At 67.6% G+C, this 21,954-nt stretch carries 19 protein-coding genes; 11 read left to right on the forward strand and 8 right to left on the reverse strand.

The window, feature by feature from the left end:
- Positions 1–10: 10 nt before the first annotated feature.
- Complete coding sequence (locus QTI45_RS26950) at positions 11–973, forward strand: Bug family tripartite tricarboxylate transporter substrate binding protein (protein ID WP_286656519.1); 963 nt, start codon at positions 11–13, stop codon at positions 971–973.
- 45 nt (positions 974–1,018) lie between these two features.
- Positions 1,019–1,723, forward strand: coding sequence for a glutathione binding-like protein (locus QTI45_RS26955; protein ID WP_286656520.1), 705 nt, complete (start codon positions 1,019–1,021; stop codon positions 1,721–1,723).
- Between the two features lie 82 nt (positions 1,724–1,805).
- Here QTI45_RS26955 and QTI45_RS26960 read toward each other — a convergent pair whose 3' ends face one another.
- Positions 1,806–2,735, reverse strand: a complete 930-nt coding sequence (locus QTI45_RS26960; RefSeq protein ID WP_286369765.1) for a LysR family transcriptional regulator — start codon at positions 2,733–2,735, stop codon at positions 1,806–1,808.
- A gap of 133 nt (positions 2,736–2,868) precedes the next feature.
- Between QTI45_RS26960 and QTI45_RS26965 the strand changes: the two genes are divergently transcribed.
- The 7 genes from QTI45_RS26965 to QTI45_RS26995 all read left to right on the forward strand — a co-directional run bounded on the left by QTI45_RS26965 (position 2,869) and on the right by QTI45_RS26995 (position 10,072).
- The gene (locus QTI45_RS26965) at positions 2,869–3,825 is read left to right on the forward strand and encodes a hydroxymethylglutaryl-CoA lyase (protein ID WP_286656521.1); all 957 of its coding nucleotides are present in this window, start codon (positions 2,869–2,871) and stop codon (positions 3,823–3,825) included.
- A 19-nt stretch (positions 3,826–3,844) separates the two neighbouring features.
- Positions 3,845–4,999, forward strand: a complete 1,155-nt coding sequence (locus QTI45_RS26970; RefSeq protein ID WP_286369767.1) for a CaiB/BaiF CoA transferase family protein — start codon at positions 3,845–3,847, stop codon at positions 4,997–4,999.
- Between the two features lie 30 nt (positions 5,000–5,029).
- Positions 5,030–6,010, forward strand: coding sequence for a Bug family tripartite tricarboxylate transporter substrate binding protein (locus QTI45_RS26975; protein ID WP_444813135.1), 981 nt, complete (start codon positions 5,030–5,032; stop codon positions 6,008–6,010).
- 114 nt (positions 6,011–6,124) lie between these two features.
- Positions 6,125–7,210 (forward strand): 4-hydroxyphenylpyruvate dioxygenase, encoded by a 1,086-nt coding sequence (hppD, locus tag QTI45_RS26980; protein ID WP_286656522.1) that lies wholly within the window; start codon positions 6,125–6,127, stop codon positions 7,208–7,210.
- A gap of 33 nt (positions 7,211–7,243) precedes the next feature.
- Complete coding sequence (gene fahA, locus QTI45_RS26985; RefSeq protein WP_286656523.1) at positions 7,244–8,518, forward strand: fumarylacetoacetase; 1,275 nt, start codon at positions 7,244–7,246, stop codon at positions 8,516–8,518.
- Between the two features lie 25 nt (positions 8,519–8,543).
- Positions 8,544–9,602 carry an Ldh family oxidoreductase gene (locus QTI45_RS26990; RefSeq protein ID WP_286656524.1) on the forward strand — a complete coding sequence of 353 codons (1,059 nt, stop codon included), beginning with the start codon at positions 8,544–8,546 and terminating at the stop codon, positions 9,600–9,602.
- 218 nt (positions 9,603–9,820) lie between these two features.
- Entirely contained in the window at positions 9,821–10,072 is a 252-nt protein-coding gene (locus QTI45_RS26995; protein WP_286656525.1) for a hypothetical protein, read from the forward strand.
- A gap of 19 nt (positions 10,073–10,091) precedes the next feature.
- Here the strand turns inward: QTI45_RS26995 and QTI45_RS27000 are convergent, their stop codons facing one another.
- The gene (locus QTI45_RS27000) at positions 10,092–11,096 is read right to left on the reverse strand and encodes a Bug family tripartite tricarboxylate transporter substrate binding protein (RefSeq protein WP_286656526.1); all 1,005 of its coding nucleotides are present in this window, start codon (positions 11,094–11,096) and stop codon (positions 10,092–10,094) included.
- Between the two features lie 379 nt (positions 11,097–11,475).
- On the opposite strand from QTI45_RS27000, the gene QTI45_RS27005 reads away from it, so the two are divergent.
- Both QTI45_RS27005 and QTI45_RS27010 read left to right on the forward strand, forming a co-directional pair.
- Positions 11,476–12,306 carry a phosphate/phosphite/phosphonate ABC transporter substrate-binding protein gene (locus tag QTI45_RS27005; RefSeq protein WP_286656527.1) on the forward strand — a complete coding sequence of 277 codons (831 nt, stop codon included), beginning with the start codon at positions 11,476–11,478 and terminating at the stop codon, positions 12,304–12,306.
- 371 nt (positions 12,307–12,677) lie between these two features.
- Positions 12,678–13,316 carry a DUF2238 domain-containing protein gene (locus QTI45_RS27010; RefSeq protein WP_286371440.1) on the forward strand — a complete coding sequence of 213 codons (639 nt, stop codon included), beginning with the start codon at positions 12,678–12,680 and terminating at the stop codon, positions 13,314–13,316.
- On the opposite strand, the gene QTI45_RS27015 is transcribed toward QTI45_RS27010, so the two are convergent.
- The 6 genes from QTI45_RS27015 to flhB all read right to left on the reverse strand — a co-directional run bounded on the left by QTI45_RS27015 (position 13,304) and on the right by flhB (position 21,896).
- Positions 13,304–14,407 carry a porin gene (locus QTI45_RS27015; protein ID WP_286656528.1) on the reverse strand — a complete coding sequence of 368 codons (1,104 nt, stop codon included), beginning with the start codon at positions 14,405–14,407 and terminating at the stop codon, positions 13,304–13,306. The two genes, QTI45_RS27010 and QTI45_RS27015, sit on opposite strands and share 13 nt — an antisense overlap.
- Before the next feature lie 80 nt (positions 14,408–14,487).
- Positions 14,488–15,222: an RNA polymerase sigma factor FliA gene (locus QTI45_RS27020; RefSeq protein WP_286656529.1), complete on the reverse strand. Its 735-nt coding sequence runs from the start codon at positions 15,220–15,222 to the stop codon at positions 14,488–14,490.
- Between the two features lie 42 nt (positions 15,223–15,264).
- A complete protein-coding gene (locus tag QTI45_RS27025) occupies positions 15,265–16,146 on the reverse strand; it encodes a P-loop NTPase family protein (protein WP_286656530.1) in 882 nt (293 codons plus the stop codon).
- A 10-nt stretch (positions 16,147–16,156) separates the two neighbouring features.
- A complete protein-coding gene (flhF, locus tag QTI45_RS27030) occupies positions 16,157–18,667 on the reverse strand; it encodes a flagellar biosynthesis GTPase FlhF (protein ID WP_286656531.1) in 2,511 nt (836 codons plus the stop codon).
- Entirely contained in the window at positions 18,664–20,760 is a 2,097-nt protein-coding gene (gene flhA / locus QTI45_RS27035) for a flagellar biosynthesis protein FlhA (RefSeq protein ID WP_286371445.1), read from the reverse strand. Before flhA ends, flhF begins: the two co-directional genes overlap by 4 nt.
- Positions 20,757–21,896 carry a flagellar biosynthesis protein FlhB gene (gene flhB, locus QTI45_RS27040; RefSeq protein WP_286371446.1) on the reverse strand — a complete coding sequence of 380 codons (1,140 nt, stop codon included), beginning with the start codon at positions 21,894–21,896 and terminating at the stop codon, positions 20,757–20,759. The genes flhA and flhB overlap by 4 nt, the downstream gene beginning before the upstream one ends.
- Between the last annotated feature and the right edge of the window lie 58 nt (positions 21,897–21,954).

Below are 21,954 nucleotides of genomic sequence, written 5' to 3' on the forward strand. Positions count from 1 at the left end.
AGGAGACAAGATGACGACCAAGATCCTTCTCGCCGCGCTGGCGGCCCTTGCCTGCATGGCCGGTGCGCAGGCCCAGACCTACCCGAGCAAGCCGATCCGCCTCGTCATCGGCTACTCGCCGGCCGGCGCGGCCGACTTCATCGCGCGCATCGTGGCCGATGCCATGGGCAAGGAACTCGGACAGCCGATCCTGGTGGACAACAAGCCCGGTGCCGGCAGCACGCTGGCTTCCGGGCTGCTGTGGCGCGCGCCGGCCGACGGCTACACCTTGGGGCTCGCGACCGGCACGCTCTACGGCATCGACCAGCATCTCTACAAGGTGAAGTACACGGCGGCCGACTTCACGCCGATCACCCTGCTGACCATCTCGCCGCTGGTGCTGGCGGTCAACCCGAAGCTGGGCGTCAACAGCCTCGGCGAACTGGTCGCCAAGGCCCGGGCCAACCCGGGCAAGCTCAACTATTCGTCCTCCGGCATCGGCGGCTCGCCGCACCTGGCGGCCACGTCCTTCGAAAGGGCGATCGGCGCGCCCATGGCCCACATCCCGTTCAAGGGCGGCGCGCCGGCCTTGCAGGCGGTCGCGGCGGGCGACGTCGACCTGTCCTTCGGCACCGCCGCCTCGGTGCTGCCGCTGGGCAAGCAGGAGGTGGTGAAGATGCTCGGCGTGACCACAGCCCAGCCCTCTGCGGTGGCGCCCGGCATGCCGACCCTGGCGTCGCAGGGCCTGCCCGGCTTCGACTTCACGTTCTGGTTCGGCCTGTTCGGGCCAGCCAACCTCCCGCGGGAGGTGAGCGAGAAGCTGTTCGCCGCCGCCACCCGGGCGCTGGCCGATCCCCAGGTGCAGGAGAAGCTGCTGGGCACCGGCAACGAAGCCGCGCCCTCGGCCTCGCCGGCCGACTTCCACCGCTGGGCCACGGCCAGCGGCCGGGTCCAGCTGGACCGGATCAGGGAAGCGAACGTCAAGGTCGACTAGCGACGTCTCCAGCCCGCTCCTTCATCATCGCCACCCCGCACCACCATGCCAGACTTGCCCATCGACGTCTTCTCCTGGCCCACGCCCAACGGCCACAAGGTCCACATCATGCTGGAGGAGTGCGGGCTCCCCTACGCGCTGCATCCCGTGAACATCGGCGCCGGCGACCAGTTCGCGCCAGCCTTCCTGGCCATCAGCCCGAACAACAAGATCCCCGCCATCACCGATCCCGCGGGTCCGGACGGTGCGCCGATCTCGCTGTTCGAATCGGGCGCCATCCTGCTCTACCTGGCCTCGAAGACGGGCCGCTTCCTGCCAGCCTCGGACCGCGCACGCTTCGACGTGCTGCAGTGGCTGATGTTCCAGGTCGGCGGCGTCGGGCCGATGCTGGGCCAGGCCCATCACTTCCGGCTCTACGCGGCCGAGAAGCTGCCCTACGCGATCGAGCGCTACTCGAACGAGGCCCGGCGTCTCTATGGCGTGATCGAGAGGCGGCTCGCAGCCAGCCCTTTCATTGCGGGCGAGGACTACACGATCGCCGACATGGCGATCTTCCCGTGGCTGCGCAACTGGGCCAACCAGGGCATCGTGCTGGGCGAGTTTCCGCACCTGGAGGCGTGGTTCAACGCCATCTCAGAGCGACCCGCGGTCCAGCGGGCTCCGCGGCTGATGGCCGAACTGCGCAAGCCGGTGCGCGACCCCAAAGAACGTGAAGTGCTGTTCGGCAAGACACAATACCTGAAGCGCTAGGGACCCGTCCATGCGAGCGTCTTGACTCGTGGTTCGGAGTCACGCTTGCTGGCATTCGCTCCATTACGCTCCGAGAACGCCTCTAGTCTCGGCGTCGCGAAGCTTCATGGCGAGTCGTCGCCAACGATTCCAGATGTGCAGCCAGCGCCCTTGCGGCAGGCGACAGGCGCTTCTCGTCGTAGTAGCAGATGGCAAAGCTGCGCTGCGCCCAGGGGTCGGTCAGCGGCAGCACCTTGAGTCCATACGTCGAAGCCACCGGCTCTGCGACCTCGCGCGGAACGACAGCGATGCCAAGATTGGCGCGCACGCAACGCAGACAGGCATCGAAGGTGGAAACCACGGCGCGGTAGCTGATCGACTTGCCGATGATGGCGGCAGCGCGCGCGAGCATCGTATGAACCGCAGTGGATGCGGGCAGTCCCACGTGGTCGTAGTCGAGCGTGTCCTCGAAGGCGCAGCGCATCTTGCTGGCGATCGGGTGCGTGGGGTTGGCGACGATGGCGAGATGATCATTCCGATAGGGCCGCGTCTGCAAGCCCTCGAGATCCGCAGCGTCCCAACAGACCGCCAGGGGTGCCAGCCCCTCTCGCAAACCGGTGACGACGTCACGGCTGAGCGCTTCCTCGATGTCGATTCGAATCTCCCGATGCTCGGGGACCTGAAGAAAGGAAGCGATGTCGTCAGGGAGGAACTCGGCGATCGATGAAACCGTGGCAAGAACGCGAACCTGACCCTTGATCCCCTTGCCAAAGGCAGCCATGTCGCGTGCGACCCGGTCCGCACCGGCGAGCATGCCGCGTGCATGTTCCAACAGGATTTCGCCAGCGCCGGTGATCGCGACACCGCGACGATTTCGTTCCACCAAGACGTTGCCCAACGTGCTTTCCAACTGGGCAATTCGCTTGCTGATGGCGGAGGCAACGATGTGATGCTGTTCAGCAGCGCGCGCGATATTTCGTGTCTCGCAGACCGCAACGAAGAGCCGAAGACTTGTGAGATCGAGGTCGTGCATGGGGTAGACGTGGTGTGAAGTTCCAAACCGGAACTTTGCTCGTTCCAATTTACCGCTTTTCACGCAAAGATGGAATGCCTAAAGTCTCCCCCACGACGTCACAACCGTACGTCGAGAGCCTGGAGACAACCCCATGACACTTCCTTCCGCCCGCCTGCCGCGCAGCGCCGTGATCCGCGAAGTCGGCCTGCGCGACGGCCTGCAGAGCATCGCCACCATCCTGCCGACGGCGCAGAAGATCGAGTGGATCCGCGCCGCCTACGAAGCCGGCCAGCGCGAGATCGAGGTCGGCTCCTTCGTGCCGGCACGGCTGCTGCCGCAACTGGCCGACACGGCCGAACTGGTGGCCTTCGCGAAGACGCTGCCGAAGCTGTTCACGTCGGTGCTGGTGCCGAACCTGCGCGGTGCGGAGAGCGCCATCGCTGCCGGCGCCGACCTGATGATCGTTCCGCTGTCGGCCAGCCATGCCCACAGCCTGGCCAACCTGCGCAAGACCCCCGACGACGTGGTCGCCGAAGTGGCGAAGATCCGCGCCGCGCGCGACAGCGCGGGATCGCGAACCCTGATCGAGGGCGGGGTCGGCACCGCCTTCGGCTGCACGCTGCAGGGCAAGGTCGACAAGAACGAGGTGCTGCGCCTGATGCAGGCCCTGCTGGACGCCGGCGCCGACCGCGTGAGCATCGCCGACACCGTCGGCTACGCCGACCCGGCGATGGTGCGCGAGCTGTTCGAGGACGCCGTCAAGATCGCCGGCGACCGCTTCTGGTGCGGGCACTTCCACGACACGCGCGGCCTCGGCCTGGCCAACGTCTATGCCGCGCTCGAAGTCGGCGTGGCCCGCTTCGACGCCTGCCTGGCCGGCATCGGCGGCTGCCCGCATGCGCCGGGCGCCAGCGGCAACGTCTCGACCGAGGACCTGGCCTACATGCTCGCCAGCATGGGCATCGCGACCGGCATCGGCATCGACCGTCTGCTGGCGCTGCGTGCGCAGGTCGCGCAGTGGCTCGCCGGCGAGACGCTTCATGGATCGCTCTGGCAGGCCGGCCTGCCCAAGACCTTCGGCCTCGCGGCTCAAGCCGTATCAGCCTGAACAACCGGGAACCCACTTCATGACCACCGCTGCCAATCCCCTCCCCCTCGCCGGCGTCCGCGTGCTCGAGTTCACCCACATGGTGATGGGCCCGACCTGCGGCATGATCCTCGCCGACCTCGGCGCCGAAGTCATCAAGGTCGAGCCGCCGGGCGGCGACAAGACCCGCAAGCTGCCGGGCCTGGGCATCGGCTTCTTCCGCTCCTTCAACCGCAACAAGAAGAGCGTGGTGATCGACATCGGCACCGACGAAGGCCGCGCCACCGCGGCCGAGCTGGCGGGCCAGTGCGATGTCGTGCTGGAGAACTTCCGACCCGGGCTGATGGCCAGCTTCGGGCTCGACTACGAGACCTTGTCGAAGAAATACCCGCGCCTGATCTACGTCACGCACAAGGGCTTCCTGCCCGGCCCGTACGAAAACCGCCTGGCACTCGACGAGGTGGTGCAGATGATGGGCGGGCTGTCTTACATGACCGGCCCGGTCGGCCGGCCGCTGCGCGCCGGCACCTCGGTCAACGACATCATGGGCGGCATGTTCGGCGCCATCGGCGTGCTGGCCGCGCTGCGCGAGCGCGACCTGACCGGCAAGGGCCAGGAAGTGCAGAGCGCGCTGTTCGAGAACTGCGTGTTCCTGTCGTCGCAGCACATGCAGCAGTACGCGATGACCGGCGAGCCGCCGCCGCCGATGCCCTCGCGGGTGTCGGCCTGGAGCGTGTACGACGTCTTCACGCTGGCCGATGGCGAGCAGCTCTTCATCGGCGCGGTCAGCGACAAGCAGTTCCTGACGCTGTGCCGCGTGATCGAGGCGCCCGAGCTGGCGGCCGATCCGGCGCTGGCCAACAACGCGCTGCGCGTCGCCGTCCGTCCCGCACTGCTGGCTAAGCTGGGAGAAAACCTCAAGCACCACCGCGTCGAGGAGCTTTCGCCGAAGCTCGAAGCGGCCGGCATTCCCTACGCGCCGATCATGCGACCCGACCAGCTGGTCAACGACCCGCACCTGAAGGCCAGCGGCGGCCTGGTGCCGATGGAATGCGAGGACGGCGAGACCACCGACGTCGTGCTGCTGCCGCTGCTGATGGGCGGCCGCCGCCCCGGCGTGCGGCATGCGCTGCCGAGCGTGGGTCAACACACCGAGGAGATCCTCGCCGGTCTGCCGAGCCACGTTCCCGCCTGATACCCACCCCAAAACTCACGGAGACAAACCATGAACCTCAGGATCCAGCGTCGCGGCATGACCGCACTCATCGCCGCCACCCTTGCACTCAGCGCATCGTGCGGCTTTGCCCAGGGCTCCGACAAGCCGTTGCGCCTCGTGCTGCCGGTGGGTGCCGGCTCGGGCGTCGACACCATCATGCGGGCCGCCACACCCTCGCTCACCAAGGCGCTCGGCGGGCAGGCGGTGGTGATCGAGAACCTGCCCGGCGCAGGGGGCATCACCGGAACCAGCGTCGTCGTTCGCGCGACGCCCGATGGCCAGACGCTCGGCGTGGTCTCGAACAACCACGTGGTCAATCCAAGCGTCTTCAAGAAGATGCCCTTCGACGCGATCAATGACATCACGCCGATCTCGGTCGTTGGCGAAACCCCCTTCGTGCTGGTCGTGAACCCGAAGGTGCCGGCGAAGAACGCCAAGGAGCTCCAGGCGCTGCTCAAGGCCAAGCCCGACGGCTACAACTATGCGTCCTCCGGCAACGGCACCATCATCCACCTGGCCGGCGCGATGTTCATGGACGCGGCCGGCGTCGACGTGCGCCACATCCCGTACAAGGGCGTTGGCCCGATGGTGGCCGACATCATCGGCGGCCAGGTCGAGATGGGCGTCGTCGCCCTGCCCGCGGTGCAGGGCCAGCTCAAGAGCGGCCAGCTGCGCGCCATCGGCGTGATGGGCAGCAGCCGCGTCCCCTCCCTGCCAGACCTGCCGACCATCGCCGAACAAGGCTTCCCGACGGTCGACGTCGGGGGTTGGTTTGCTGTCGTCGGCCCGGCCAAGATGCCGCCGGCCGAGGTGAAGCGCCTCCATGCCGCGATCGTCGCCGCCTTCAACACGCCGGAAACCAAGGAAGCGATGGCCAAGCAGGAGAACATCATCAAGCCCATGACGCCAGAGGCCTCCGCCCAGTACTTCAAGTCCGAGCAGGAGCGCTACGCCAAGCTGGTCAAGAAGGCCAACATCGTGGCGGACTGAGCCGCGGAAGCTCCGAAAGACCGACATGGCCCTCTACAGCATCGGCGGCAAGATGCCGCAAGTCGCGCAGTTGCTACGCGTCGACTGAACCCTCACCACTCCAGGAAGAATGCAATGACCGATCTGTTCGACAACCCGATGGGCCTGATGGGCTTCGAATTCGTCGAGTTCGCCTCGCCCACGCCCGACACGCTGGAGCCCTTCTTCGAGAAGCTCGGATTCACCCTGGTGGCGAAGCACCGCTCCAAGGACGTGGTGCTGTACCGCCAGGGCGACATCAACTTCATCGTCAACCGCGAGCCCAACAGCCCGGCGGCCTACTTCGCGGCCGAGCACGGTCCCTCGGCCTGCGGCATGGCGTTTCGCGTCAAGGATTCGCACAAGGCGTACTCGCGCGCGCTCGCGCTGGGCGCCCAGCCGATCGAGATCGCCACCGGCCCGATGGAGCTGCGCCTGCCGGCCATCAAGGGCATCGGCGGCGCGCCGCTGTACCTGATCGACCGCTTCGAGGACGGCAAGTCGATCTACGACATCGACTTCGAGTTCATCGAAGGCGTGGAGCGCCATCCCGCCGGCCACGGCCTGAAGCTGATCGACCACCTGACCCACAACGTCTACCGCGGGCGCATGGCCTTCTGGGCCAACTTCTACGAGAAGCTGTTCAACTTCCGCGAGATCCGCTACTTCGACATCCAGGGCGAGTACACGGGCCTGACCTCGAAGGCGCTGACCGCGCCGGACGGCAAGATCCGCATCCCGCTCAACGAGGAGTCGGCCAAGGGCTCGGGCCAGATCGAGGAGTACCTGATGAAGTTCAACGGCGAGGGCATCCAGCACATCGCGCTGCTGAGCGACAACCTGATCGACACCATCGACCAGTTGGGCCTGGCCGGCGTGCCGCTGATGACCGCGCCCAACGACGTCTACTACGAGATGCTGGAGACGCGGCTGCCCGGCCACGGCGAGCCGGTAGGCGAACTGCAGGCGCGCGGCATCCTGCTGGACGGCACCACCGAGGGCGGCACGCCGCGCCTCTTGCTGCAGATCTTCTCCGAGACGGCCTTCGGCGGCCCGGTGTTCTTCGAGTTCATCCAGCGCAAGGGCGACTACAGCGAGGGCTTCGGCGAGGGCAACTTCAAGGCGCTGTTCCAGTCGATCGAGCGCGACCAGGTGCGCCGCGGCGTGCTGCAGGCGGACTGAGGTCCGACCCTGCACGCCAACGAGGAACCCGCCATGGCACTCAACACCGACACCACGCACGATGCGAGCCTGCAAAGTTGGCTCGAATCGGCCAACGACCCGGCGACCGACTTTCCGATCCAGAACCTTCCGTTCGGTCGCTTCCGGCGCGAGGACGATGACGGCCTGTGCATCGGTGTTGCCATCGGCGACCAGGTGCTTGACCTGCGCCGCGTCGGCCTCGTCCAGAACGCCCAGATGAATCAGCTGATGCGGCTCCCTCGAGAGGCACGTCAGATCCTCAGGCAAGCGATCTCCGAAGGCTTGCGCCAAGAAAGCGCGCAGGAGGGCAAGTTCCGCGCTGCGCTGGTGCCCCAATCGGAAGTCAAGATGGGATTGCCCTGCGAGATCGGCGACTACACCGACTTCTACACGAGCATCCATCACGCCACTACCGTCGGAAAGCAGTTTCGCCCCGACAACCCCTTGCTGCCCAACTACAAATGGGTGCCCATCGGCTACCACGGCAGGGCCTCGTCGATCTTCGCCAGCGGGCACAGCTTCCCGAGGCCGTTGGGCCAGACGAAGTCACCGGACGCGGAGATCCCGACTTTCGGACCGTGCCGGCGCCTGGACTACGAATTGGAACTCGGCATCTTCATCTCTCGGCCCAACATCGCGGGCGACCGCATCCCGATGTCCTCGGCCGAAGAGCACGTGTTCGGAATCTCCCTCTTCAATGACTGGAGCGCTCGCGACATCCAGGGCTGGGAGTACCAGCCGCTCGGCCCCTTTCTCTCGAAGAACTTCGCCAGCACGCTGTCGCCGTGGATCGTGACGATGGATGCCCTCGAGCCCTTCCGCAAGGCCTTCGCCCACCCCCCCGGCGATCCGCAGCCGCTTCCCTACCTGGATTCGCCGGCCAACCGTGAAGGCGGTGCCATCGACATCGAACTCGAGGTCTGGCTGCAGACCCCTGCGATGAAGGCAGACGGTTCACCGGGCGAACGCCTCATGACGTCCAACTATGCGGATGCCTACTGGACAGTGGCGCAGATGGTCGCGCACCACACTGCCAACGGCTGCAATTTGCGAGCCGGCGACCTCTTCGGTTCTGGCACGCTGTCCGGCCCTGACGTCGGACAGGGCGGCTCTCTTCTGGAACTCAGTGATGGAGGCAAGAAGCCGGTCAAGCTGGCCAATGGTGAAGCCCGCACTTTCCTGGAGGACGGCGACACCGTTATCTTGCGCGGCTACTGCCGGAGGGAAGGCTTCCGGCGTATCGGATTCGGCGAATGCCGCGGCACCGTCGCCCCGGCTCGTCCGTGAGGCAGGAGACACCGAGTCCAGCCGAATGAACTCTACCGTCGCCGCCGACAAATTTTCAGCCAAAGCGCTCAAACGCTGGACCACTGCCGTTCTTACAACTCAAGGCATGCCAGCCACGGCCGCCACGCTGAGCGCAGATGTCCTTGTGCGGACCAGTCTGCGAGGTATCGACACCCACGGGATCTCGCGTCTTCCAAGCTACGTCGAAAAGCTGGCCTCTGGCGAAGTCAATCCGCACTCGGTCCCGAGATTCGAGGAACGCGCCGGGCTTCTGCACTGCGACGGCGACGGTGGGCTTGGGCAGTTCGTCGGAACATCAGCAGTGATTAGAGCCGTGGAATTGGCCGGCTCTACCGCCCTGGTCGCATGCAGCATCGTTCGCACGGGCCACTTGGCCGCGTTGGGTACATTCGTCCTCGCCGCCGCCGAGCGCGGCTTCTTCTCCATCCTGTGTCAACGTACGCCCCCCATCATGGCCATGGCCGGGGCCACTGCACCGGTCATCGGAAACAACCCGATCGCCTTTGCAATTCCCGTTCCGGGCCGCGCACCCCTCGTGTTCGACATGGCCCATAGCGTCGTGGCGCGCGGCCAGGTGGTGCAAGCCTTGCGCGAGGGCGTCGACACGATTCCTGGCGATTGGGCGATTGGACCTGACGGTACGCCGACCACGGATCCCGCCCTGGCGCTGCAAGGTGCCATGCAGCCGATCGCAGGCTACAAAGGCATCGGACTCGCCATGCTGGTGGAGTGTCTGGCAGGCAGTCTCAGCGGCGCCGTGGCGGACCTTGGGTCTGGTCAAGCAAGTACCAGGCAAGGCTCGGCAGCGAATGTCAGCGGCTTTCTCATGGTCATCAACCCGGACCTGGCGATCGGCCGCGATGCCTTCGATGCGAGTGTCAACGCTTGGATGCAGACCTTCCTGAACGGATCGGGCCCTCGGGCGCGCTACCCGGGCCAGCGGCAGGCAAGCTGCGAAAGGGAGCGCGGTGAGCAAGGCATTCCGATTCCCGCCGGTCTGCTTGCCGAACTCCGATCCCTCGGGACGCGAGTGAAGCGCCCCTTCGACCTTCACCCGGTCTGAGACCTGAAGTGCCGGCAGCGATCCGGCATGCGTCCCATGTTTCGCTGCGCACCGACAAGACGGCCACCGTGGGGATCAAGGTGAGCAACGCCGAGCGCGCGCTATCCCCTGCCTCTGCAGGTGACCGCAACCGCCTGTAGCGCTGTCGCGAGCGCAGGTCGCAGCTCCTGCTCGATGGCGGTATGCTGGACGCAGAGGCGCATCTACAGGAGTTGGCCATGCTCTACACCTACGTCGACGAGGACGAAGGCAAGGACCCGATCGGGCCCAGCAGTCCGCTGGAACTGCTCAGCCGGGCGGCCGTGGAGGTCGGACTCATCCGGGCTGGCGATCCGCTCGACCAGAACCTCGTCGACTACGCCAAGCTGGTCGTTCGCATGTGCGCAGCCATCGGCGACAACTACCTGCAGCCCGAGAGCCCGGAGGAGACGGTCGGGGATCGCATCCGGGCCGACCTCGGCGCTTCCTAGGCGCTCGTACGCCGATGTTTCATTGCAGCTCGATCCTGGCGCGCTTGATGATGGCTTCATGGCGCTTGGACTCGGCCTGGATGAAGGCTTCGATCTTCGCGCGATCCAGCGCCAGCGGGACGTAGCCCAAGGTCGCGTAGCGATCCTGCACGTCGGTACTGGCGACCGCCTCGGCGATGTCCTGGCGGATCTTGTCCCTGACCGCCAGCGGCAAGCCCTTGGGCGTGGCGATCACGTTCCAGCCGCTGACTTCGTAGTCCTTGGGGCCGCCGGCCTCGGCCACGGTCGGCACGTCGGGATAGGCGGCCAGCCGCTGGGGCGCACCCACGGCCAGGAAGCGAACCTTGCCGGCCTTGTACATCGGCCCGGTCGTGCCGGCCGTGCCCAGCGTGACCGGCAACTCGCCGGTGGCGACCGCGGTATAGAGCTGCGAGGTCTCCTTGTACACAACATGCTGCATGCTGGTGCCGGTCAGCTGCTGCAGTTCTTCCATCCCCAGATGCACCGGGTTGCCGATGGACCAGGAGCCGTAGTCGATCTTGCCCGGGTTGGCCTTGGCGTCGGCGACCACGTCGCCCACGGTCTTGTACTTGCTGCCGGTCGGCACCACGAACATCAGATAGGCCTTCCACAGCGTGGCCTGGACGTCGAAGTCCTTCGCCGGGTCGTACGGCAGCTTCTTGAACAGGTACGGATAGGCGGCGATGTGCACGCTGTCGAGCTGGATCAGGTCGTGCCCGTCCTTGGCGCCGCGCTTGAAGGCATCGATCGCGATGAAGCCGTTGCCGCCCGGCTTGTTCTCCACGATCACGCTCTGGCCCCACTTGCGCGAGAGCTTCTCGGCCAGCACCCGGGCAATCGTGTCCGGCGCGCCGCCCGTCGGATAGGGCGTGACCAGGCGCACGGTGCGCGTGGGCCACTTGTCGGCGTCCTGGGCCTGGGCGGCCGGGCCGTAGGCGGCCAAGCCCAGGGCCGACAGGGTGAACAGGGCGGCGCGCCGCTTCAAGAAATGGGATGTCGTCATGGCGTTGTCTCCTGGAGTTGCGATCGGTTGTTTCCGCCAAGCCGGGGGTGGTCGACGGGTGGTCGCCGTGCGGTGATTGCTTGCTTGGTCGGGCAACGATAGACGGATCGACCTCCAGCGGACAGGCTTCGCCCTGGCTTGATGTACGACGATCGATCAAAACTGATCGTTAATCGCGCATTACGCGGGCTTCCACTAGGCCTGCGGCATGGGCGCATGCATGGCGCCGGCACTGGCGGCTTTCCCGCCGGCAGCGAGAGGCATCAGCGAAGTTGCGCACTTTGACTCGAAAAATCCGGCCAGAGCTCAGCCGATTCGCCCACAGCGGCCCGCCGCTCGCCTATTCTGCGGACCATTCCAATTATTCGAGACAACCGTGATGAACGACCGCGCCGATCGCCTCCCGAGCCTCGTCCCCTGGGCTGCGGCCTTCCTTCTGGCCGCCGCCGCCCCCGCCCATGCGCTGGTCATCGGCGTGACCGAGGGCGTCACCTACCAGGCCAGCGACAGCCAGATCGAGGCCAAGTTCGAGCCGATCGCCGAGGCGCTGGGCAAGGCGCTGAAGCAGCCGGTGACCATCAAGGTCCTGAGTTCTTACCGCAACGCGCGCGAGGCGCTCAAGGACAACCAGGTCGACCTGGCCTTCGTGCATCCGGCCCACGTCGCGTTCGAGGCGATCAAGGCGGGCAACTTCAAGACCCTCGCCTGGACCGCAGGCTTCACGGACTACAAGGTGTCCTTCCTTTGCAAGGATCCGCAAGCCATCTCCAACTGGAAGGACATCGCCGGCAAGAGCCTGGTCATGCCCGATGCGGACTCCATCACCGCCGTGATCACGCGCGCGATGCTGCGCGAGCAGGGCCTGAAGGACGGCGCGGTCAAGACCACCAACACGCGCTACCAGGATGCGGTGCCTTTCTATGTGCAGAACGGATTCGCCGCCTATGGGGCCACCGCCTCGGCCGGGGTGGTCAAGGCCTGGACCGCGACCGGCGGCAAGACCTGCGCCGAATCGCGCGCGGTTCCCATCAAGCAGTGGCTGGCCTCGAGCAAGCTCGACGCCACCGCGATCGCCACAGCACGCGACACCCTGCTGGGCCTGGGGCAGTCCGATGCCGGCAAGCGAGCGCTCACTACGTCAACGTATAACGGATTCGTCGCGCCCTCGGCGGAAGTCGAGAAGACGCTGATGGCCTGGCTGGGCATCTGAGCCCGGAACGGCGAGGCGAGCGGCCGCGCCGCCTCGAAAATCTCGAATCCTGAATGCTTCTGCTCGTTCGTTGAGCATCGCAATGGAAGCCACGCGGAATGCGGCTTCGGCGAGTTGCCCCGTGGGTTATCCACAGAGTCATGCACCGCCCAAGGGGAAAACAAGGCCTTGACTTCCGTATTTTGGTGCAGTGCACAACGCCCTCTTCTCATTGGCGCAAGCACGATTCGAGTGCGGCAGAGCCATGCACTGCAGCACGCCATGCTGGTGCATCGGCGCGCCATCTTTTCCACAGCGCGATGCGAGCGGCAACTCACTTGCGCAAGCTGCGCCGCGCGGCCCGCCTCGCGCGCTCCGCGATACTGAGGCACATGCCCGCCCACCGCACCACCGCCCTGCTCCTCGCCTCGGCCGCCCTGGTCGCCCTGCTCGTTCTTTCGGGCCTGCACCCGCACGATCGCGCGACCTGGTGGATGGAGGTGGCGCCGGTGCTGATCGCGCTGCCGCTGCTGTGGGCCACCCACGCCCGCTTCCCGCTCACCTCGCTGCTCTACGCCCTGATCTTCGTGCACTGCTGCGTCCTGATGCTCGGCGGCGCCTACAGCTATGCGCGCGTGCCGCTCGGCTTCTGGCTCCAGGACCTGATGCAGCTGGGGCGCAATCCCTACGACAAGATCGGCCACTTCATGCAGGGCTTCGTGCCGGCGCTGGCAGCGCGCGAGATCCTGATTCGCGGCCGGTACGTGCGGGGCCGGAAGATGCTGGCCTTCCTGGTGGTCTGCATCGTGATGGCGATCAGTGCCGGCTACGAGCTGATCGAATGGGGCGCCGCGCTCGCCATGGGGCAAGGCGCCGACGAATTCCTCGGCACCCAGGGCGACCCCTGGGACACGCAGTCGGACATGTTCATGGCACTGGTCGGCGGCGTGGCGGCGCTGCTGCTGCTGCCGCGCCTGCATGACCGGCAGATCGCCGCGCTGGCGCCGGCCGCGGCCGATCAGAAGCTGTAGCGCAGGCCCAGGTCGTAGCCGTTCGAACTGCGATCGGGGGCGGTCAAGGCGCCGTTCAGACCGACCGCCGAGCCGCCGCTGTTGCTGACGTGCGAGTAGGTCGCGTAGGCCACCGAGCGCCTGGAGAAGTTGTAGACATAGCCCAGCGACAGCTTGCGCGCCGCCGGGTTGCCGATGGCGTCGGTGCCGTAGCGCGACCAGGCGAACTTCAGCTGGTCGAAGCCGACCGGGACGATCACGCCCAGGGCATAGCCGGTGGCCGTGACCTCCGGCAGGCTGTCGACCTTGTCGTGGTAGTAGCCGGCCGACACCTTGAAGATCTTGAAGTCGTAGCTGGCGCCGACGTTGGCCGAGGTGATGTCGCCGTTGTTCAGCGTCCGCTGATAGTCGGTGTGACCCGCCGCCACGGCGATGCCGAACGGTCCCGAGCGCCAGCCGATGCGGCCGCTGTAGCCGTTGCCGTCGTCCGACGCCGGCGTGTGGTTTGGGTTCTCGCCCATGAAGTACTGCAGTTCGCCGAAGAAGCCGCCCAGCCCCGGCGGCAGCAGGTAGCCGACCATGTTCGAGGCCCGCGTGGAGGTCGGGCCGGCGATCGAGCCGACCTGCGGCTGGATGGTGCCCACGCCGTTGTTGTCGAAGGGATCGACATCGGTGCGGTTGCGGTAGTGCGCGGTGAAGTCGCGCCCCAGCCTGAGTTCGCCCCATTGGTCGATCAGGCTGACGGTGGAGCGACGGTTCCAGCTCATGGCATCGGCCGAGGTGGCGCCGCTGGCCTGGTTGTTGGTGTTGCCTGCGACCCCGGTGCCGGTGTCGTAGGCGACGCCGGCTTCGAGCCAGAAGCCCGCCGCCAGGCCGCCGCCCAGGTCCTCGAGGCCGCGAAAGCCGATCCGCGAAGCCGAGTTGCCGCTGCTGTAGAGCTGGGTGCGGTGCGTGTAGCTGCCGCTGCCGTAGCCCACCACGGCATCGGCGACGCCGAACAGGGTGACGCTGCTGGCCGTGACCGGGCCCTGCACGACGCTCGTCTGGGCGAAGGCAACGCTAGAGGCGCACACGGCGCTCCACGCGGCCACCGCGAGGCTGGCTCTTTTCATCGGATCTCCTCCGCGCAAGGCGCGTCACTCCGCGCGGATCATAGTCGTCCGGGTGCCTTGCGGGCCAGGGCGTGTTGACCCTAGAGCAGATCCTTCAGCTTCGCCCGCAGCCGGCTGATCGCCTGGCTGTGCAGCTGGCACACCCGGCTCTGGCTCACTTCGAGGATGGCGCCGATCTCGCGCAGGTTCAGCTCTTCCTCGTAGTACAGGTTCAGCAGCAGCTGGTCGCGCTCGGGCAGCGACGAGATGGCGTCGATGAGCTGGTGGCGAAAGCCGCTTTCGAGCAGTTGCGCCAGCGGGTCGTCGCTGGACGCCTGGCCCTTGCGCGCCTGCTGCGCGTGCAGGTCGAGAAACGGGTTCTCCGACTCCCCTTTCGCGAAGTCCTCGACATAGACCAGCTGGCAACCCTGGATCTCCTGCAGCAGCGACTGGTAGGCCTCCAGCTCCATCTTGAGTTCCTTCGCGATCTCCCCTTCGCTCGGGGAGCGGCCGAGCCGGTGCTCGAGCGCGTGGATCGCCTTCTCGACCCCGCGCGCCGACTGGCGCAGGCCACGCGATCCCCAGTCGCTGGCACGCAGCTCGTCGAGCATCGCGCCGCGGATGCGCTGGCTGACGAAGGTCTCGAACTGCGCGCCCTTGTTGTCCTGGTAGCGGCTCGACGCATCGAGCAGGCCCAGCATGCCGGCCTGGATCAGATCGTCGAGCTCGACGCTCGCCGGCAGCTTGGCGATCATCTGCAGCGCGATGCGTCGCACCAGCGGCTGGTGCTGCTCGAGCAGGTGAGACTTGTCAATGGTGCCCTGTGCGGTGTACACGTGCGGTCCTTTGTAGCTTGACGGTTGTTCGAATCGTTGCGGTCAGGCGACGGCACTGCGGGGCAGCGGCGTCGCACGGATCAGGGGCAGGTCGATGCGCGGTCCGCGCAGCGGCTCCACGGCGGCTCTCTGCGCGCGGCCGCGGGGGACGGCGGTGCGCCAGGGCCAGGCGCCCATGTCGACCGCGACGCGCCGGAAGTCGACCGCGGCCGGGCTGGCCGGGAAGGCCTCCACCACCGTCTGCCGCAGGCGCCGCGCGTCCGCGCGATGCGCATCGGTGCGCACCCAGCCCGCGGCCTCCAGCGACACCGCCAGGTAGCGGCTGCCGGTGCTCGAGAGATTGGTGGTGATGCGCTGCGCCTCCTCGGCGCCCGCCACGCCCTCGACCAGGAAGCGCAGCTGCTTGAGGCCGTGCGCATAGTGCAGCCGCTTGATGCCAGCGTAGGCCGAGGTGATCGAGGCCGCGTTCGGCTGCAGCACCAGCAGCAGTTCGTCGGCCAGCCGCGCAAGGGGCGACAGCCGGCCCTCGCCGTCGATCTGGGCGTCGATCAGCACCACGCCGCCCGCGCACAGTGTGCGCGGATCGATCTCCGCATGCCGATCGCCGAGCGGGGCCGGCAGCACGCCGACGCCGCAGTCGGCACGGGCGATCGCGCCCTCGCGGCTCAGCCGCCGATCGGCGACGTCGGCCAGGTCACCCAGCGGGTCGATCGCCCAGGCGGCGCAGATCGCCGCCGCCGTGCCCCCGTGCTCGTCGAGCACCAGCACGTCCTTGCCCTGCTGCACCAGGGCCGCGCCGAGGTTCATGGTGGCGTCGCTGGCGCCACCGCCGGCATCCATGCCGGCGACCGCGATGACGCGCGTCGGGGTGTTCGCCAGGAGGCGGCGCAGTCCGTCCGCCTGATCTGCAACCAGCTTGCTCATGTGCCGCTCCTCAACCTTGTTGTTCCAGCACCCGGGGCTGCTGGGTGGGCGCGGTGGATTCGGTGCCGAGCGCCTCGAGCAGCATGAACAGCTTGGCGACACCGACGTACAGCGCATTGCCGGTCAGCGGCCGGCTGGAACGCACCGGGCGCCCCGAGAGCTGGTTCATCAGCATCCGCGTGCGGTCGGCCCAGTCGCCCTTCGCCTGCAGCAGCCGCCAGACGGTGGTGCTCACCTGGCCTGCGACCAGCAGCCGCTTCATCATGTCGGGATCGCCCAGCTCGCCCATGCCGCCGACCAGTTGCACGCCCTGGCGCAGCAGGCGGAAGCAGGGCTCCGCCTCGGCCGCCCAGCCCTGCCATTGAGCGAGCTGCAATGCGCTCGCCTCGCCGCCGAGGTTCGACAGCAGGTAGCTCTGGCTCAGGATCTTCTGGCCGCGGGCGTCGAGCACGCGCGTGACCACGCAGCGCAGAACCGGCAGCGCCGCCGGGTCGACCGCGGCCGAGGGGCTGATGCGCAGCCGCACCTCGGCCTCGGCCTCGCACTGCAGCGCCGGCTTGCCGCGGAAAGTCAAGGCGCGCGGCACGCTGAACGCAAGGCCGAGCCGTGCCAGCTTGCCGGTCGCGCCGGTCACCGGGTCGATCACCGGGGTCGAGCCCGGCGCGCGCGCCAGCCAGCGCTGCCCCTGGGCCTGCCACTCGATCATCGCTTCGAGGGTCGGCAGCCGCGGCAGCACGTGCACCAGCTTGCGGCCGAGCGCCTGCTGGCGCAGCCACTGGACCTGGCGCAGGCCCGGCTTGCGCCTGGCCTCCTGGCCGCCCGGCACCGCCGCCGTGGAAAGCCACTGGTTGGGTGCCGCCAGCGGCAGGCCGGTGCGGTCGGACAACAGCAGGCTGCCCTGGCATTCGTAGGCATCGCCGCCTTCGTTCGAACGCAGGCCGACCTGGCCGGACAGCGCCAGCACGTAGGCATCGCATCCGCCCGAGACCTCGCTGCGCGCCTGCAGCATCAGGTCCTCCAGCACCGCCTTCTGGCCGACGGCTTCCTCGCCCGCGTGGCGCCACAGGCGGCGCGCACCCTCGAAGCCGATCTGCGCCCCGGCCAGCGCGCCGGCGGCGGTCGCCAGCTCCTGGGCGTCGTGCGCCATGGCGCGGATCAGGTTCTGGTACTGCATGCGAAGCCGCTCGGCCTCGGCCTGGGCCTGCACCACCTGGGCGGAAGGAGCGGCACCGGCCGGCTCGTCCTGCAGGTCGACTTCGGCCGGCACGAACAGCGCGTTGTGGCGGCGCGGCTGGAACACGCTGTCGACCAGCTGCGCGCGGTCGGCCAGCATCAGGTTCTCGGGCACCTTCTGGCCGCTCGAGATGTAGTGCACCGGCAGCCGGTGGCGGATCACGGTGTCGATCAGCGCGCCCGGGTGCGTGGCTTCGTCGACCTTGGTGAAGATGCAGCCCGCTAGGTCGTTGCCGCCGCCGCCATGGCGATAGGCGTGCACCACCTCGTTGAGCGTGTCGCCGTGGCTGGTGGCGTTCAGCAGCAGCAGGCGCTTGACCGGCCGGTGGCTGTTGCACAGCATCGCGATCTGGTCCGACACCGAGCGATCGCGCTGGCTCATGCCGACCGTGTCGATCAGCACCATGTGCTTGTCGCGCAGGTCCTGCAGCACCAGGTGCAGGTCGGCCGCGTCCTTCACCGCGAACACCGGCACGTCGAGGATCTGGCCGTAGATGCGCAGTTGCTCGTAGGCGCCGATCCGGTAGCTGTCGGTGGTCACCAGCGCCAGCTTGTCGGCACCGAAGCGCATCACGCAGCGTGCCGCCAGCTTGGCGGTGGTGGTGGTCTTGCCGACGCCGGTCGGACCCATCAGCGCATACACGCCGCCCTGCGCCAGCAGCGCGTCCTCGTCCTCGTGCACCGGCACGGCGCGGATCAGTTCGGCCCGGGCGAAGGCCATGCCCTCGGCGTAGCTCTGGCCGGTGGGCAGCTTCTCGAGCATCGCCTTCGACAGCTTGGCGCTGAAGCCGGCGCCGAGCAGGGTGCGCAGCAGGCGGCCGCGCACCGGGTCCTGGCGCTGGCGGTCGTTCCAGACCACGCTGGCGAGCTGCTCCTCGAGCATGCCGCGCATCGAATGGAGTTCATTCATGACCAGGTCGGCGGGCGCAGCCGGCGTGGGAGCGACGACGGCCGCGGCCGCGGCCACCGGTGCGGCGGCGGCCGGCAGCGGCGCCTGGATCCTTGGCGGCGCCGCGACGGGCATGGGCTGCGGTGCCGGCGCTGGCGCCGGCTCGGGTGCCGGCACCGGTGCCCTGGCGGCCACCAGCGGCGCGGCGCTCGCCACCGCCACGGCCTGGGAGACCTCGCCTTCGGCCATGGCGACGATCTCGACGCCTTCGGGAGTCGCGCGATGGTTCAGCACGATGGCTTCGGCACCCAGGGCCTCGCGGACCAGGCGCAGGGCTTCGCGGCTGGTGGCCGCGACGAATTTGCGGGCCGTGGTCCGCACGTCTGTAGCGATGTTCAAACTCTTCCTCCGATGGTGGCGGTGATCTTGATGTTGCGGGAGTCAGGGATCTCCGCATGGGAGAGCACCTTGAGTTGCGGCAGGCTGCGGCGCAGGAAGCGCGACAGCAGCACGCGCAATGCGTGTTGGACGACCAGCACGGGCGTCAGGCCCATCTGCTCCTGCCGCACGATCGCGGCCTGCGTCTGGCGCAGCAGGTTGTCGGCCAGGCCGGGCTCGATGCCGCTGCTGCTGGTCATGGCCTGCTGCAGAACGCTGTCGAGCGAGCCGTCGAGCCCGATCACCTGCAGCTCGGTGTCGCCCGGGAACAGCTGCTGCGTGATCGCGCGGCCCAGCGCCAGGCGGACCAGCGTCGTCAGTTCGGTCGCCTCCTTGACGGTCGGCGCATGCTCGGCCAACACGTCGAGGATGGTGCGCATGTCGCGGATCGGCACTTCTTCCTCGAGCAGGTTCTGCAGCACCTTGTGCAGCGTGCTCAGCGAAATCACCTTGGGCACCAGGTCCTCGGTCAGCTTCGGCGCGGTCTTGGCGATCTGGTCGATCAGCTGCTGCACTTCCTGGCGGCCGAGCAGCTCCGCCGCATGGGTCTGGATCAGGTGGTTGAGGTGGGTCGCCATCACGGTGCAGGCATCGACCACCGTGTAGCCGTGGATCTGCGCCTGCTGGCGCAGGTTGCCGTCGATCCACACCGCCGGCAGGCCGAAGGCCGGGTCCTGGGTCGGCGTGCCGGGCAGGCTGCCCGTCACCTGGCCCGGGTTGATCGCCATCCACTGGTTCGGGAAGGCCTCGCCGCGGCCGATCTCGACACCCTTCAGGCTGATGACGTAGGTGTTCGGCTTGATTTCGAGGTTGTCGCGGATGTGGACCACCGGCACCAGGAAGCCGATCTCCTGCGCGATCTTCTTGCGGATGCTCTTGATGCGGCCGAGCAGCTCGCCCTGCTGCGACTGGTCGACCAGCGGAATGAGCCGGTAGCCGACCTCCATGCCGAGCGGATCGACCAGCGCGATGTCGTCCCAGCTGGCTTCGGCCGCCTCGGCCGCCGCCGGCAGCGCGGCCTGCGCCGCAGCAGCCTGCGCCGCTGCCGCCTGCTGCGGCTTGCGCTTGATCAGGCGGTATCCGAACCATCCGAGGCCGCCGGCGATCAGCAGGAAGGCCAGGTTCGGCATGCCCGGGATCATGCCCATAAGGCCGACGATGCCGGCCGTCAGGAACAGCACCTGCGGGTTCGAGAACAGCTGGCCCGTGAGCTGGCTGCCGACGTCCTCGTCGGTGGTGACGCGCGAGACGATCACGCCGGCCGCGGTCGAGATCACCAGCGCCGGGATCTGCGCCACCAGGCCGTCGCCGATGGCCAGCAGCGTGTAGGTCTTGCCGGCGGTCGAGAAGTCGAGCCCGTGCTGCACCATGCCGACTACCAGGCCGCCGATGATGTTGATGACCATGATCAAGAGGCCCGCCACCGCGTCGCCGCGCACGAACTTGCTGGCGCCGTCCATCGAGCCGTAGAAGTCGGCTTCCTGGGCCACCTCGGTGCGGCGCTTGCGGGCCACGTCCTCGCCGATCAGGCCGGCATTGAGGTCGGCGTCGATCGCCATCTGCTTGCCGGGCATGGCGTCGAGCATGAAGCGCGCGCCGACTTCGGCGATGCGGCCCGCGCCCTTGGTGATCACCATGAAGTTGATCAGCACCAGGATGATGAAGACCATCACGCCGACCGCGAAGTTGCCGCCGACCAGGAAGTGGCCGAAGGCCTCGATCACCTTGCCGGCCGCATCGGGCCCGGTGTGGCCGTGCATCAGCACCACGCGGGTGGAGGCCACGTTGAGCGACAGCCGCAGCAAGGTCGAGAACAGCAGCACCGCCGGGAAGGCCGCGAAGTCGAGCGCCTTCATGGTGTACATGCTGACCAGCAGCACCATCACCGAGAGGGCGATATTGAAGGTGAACAGCAGGTCGAGCAGGAAGGGCGGCAGCGGCAGCACCATCATGCTCAGGATGAGGATGATGAGGATCGGGCCGGCCAGTCCCTTGAACTGGGTGCCGGAGAAGAACTGCGTCGGCAGACGCATCAGGTTGGTCATCGCGTTCATACGGGCACGGTGTATTGAAGTTCGTCGGGCACGGCGACATCGGTAGGCGTGCGCGGCGCCTCGCCGCCTTCGGTCTTCCAGCGCTTGAGCTGGTAGACCCAGGCCAGCACCTCGGCCACCGCGGTGTAGAGGCCGGCGGGAATCTCGTCGCCGATGCGCGTGTGCTTGTAGAGCGCCCGGGTCAGCGGCGGCGCCTCGAGGATCGCGACCTTGTTGGCGGTGGCGATCTCGCGGATGCGCTCGGCCACCAGGTCGGTGCCCTTGGCCACCACGCGCGGCGCGCGCATGTCGCCGTCGATGTACTTGAGGGCGACCGCGAAGTGCGTCGGGTTGGTCACGACGATATCGGCCTTGGGCACGTCGGCCATCATGCGGCGCTTGGCGATCGCCTGCTGCTGGCGGCGGATCTGCGCCTTGATGTGCGGATCGCCTTCGCTCTCCTTGTGCTCCTGGCGCACGTCCTCGCGCGACATCCGCAGCTTCTTGTAGTAGGACCAGAGCTGCCAGGGCACGTCCACCAGCGCCACCAGCACCAGGGCGGCGGCGATCAGCGCGCAGCTGCGCGCCACCAGCATCAGCGTGTGCGGCAGGGCGATGGATTCGGACTGGCCCAGCAGCGCCATGACGGCCTCGAGGTCGTCCATGATGACGAGGTAGGCGACGCCGCCGATCAGGAGCGACTTGGCCAGCGCCTTGACCAGTTCGGCCAGCGCCTGGGTCGAGAACATGCGGCCGATGCCGGCCAGCGGATCGAGCTTGCCGAAGTTCGGCGCGACCGCCTTGCCCGACAGCAGCCAGCCGCCGAGCATCATCGGCGCCGCCACCGCGGCCACCACCATCATCGCGAACAGCGGCGCCATCGCGAGCAGGGATTCGAGCGCCATCCAGCCGGTGCGCGCCATCATCTGGGACGGCTCGAAAGCCATGCCGCGCTCGAACTGCAGGCCCCGGCGCATGGCAGCGGCGAGGGTGCCGCCGAGCGACTCGGCGCTCAGCCAGAGACCGCCGATGGCGGTGCCCAGCATCACCAGGGTGGTCAGCTCGCGGGAGCGGGCCACATCGCCTTCCTCGCGCGCCTTTTCAAGGCGCCGCTCGGAGGCGGGTTCCGTTTTTTCGAGATCGCTTTCCTCAGCCATTCATGCTCCTGGAGCAGCAGGCGAGAAACGCCTGCACATGACTGATTATTCGATTCGA

This window comes from Variovorax saccharolyticus (assembly GCF_030316765.1).
Classification (GTDB): Bacteria; Pseudomonadota; Gammaproteobacteria; order Burkholderiales; family Burkholderiaceae_C; genus Variovorax; species Variovorax saccharolyticus.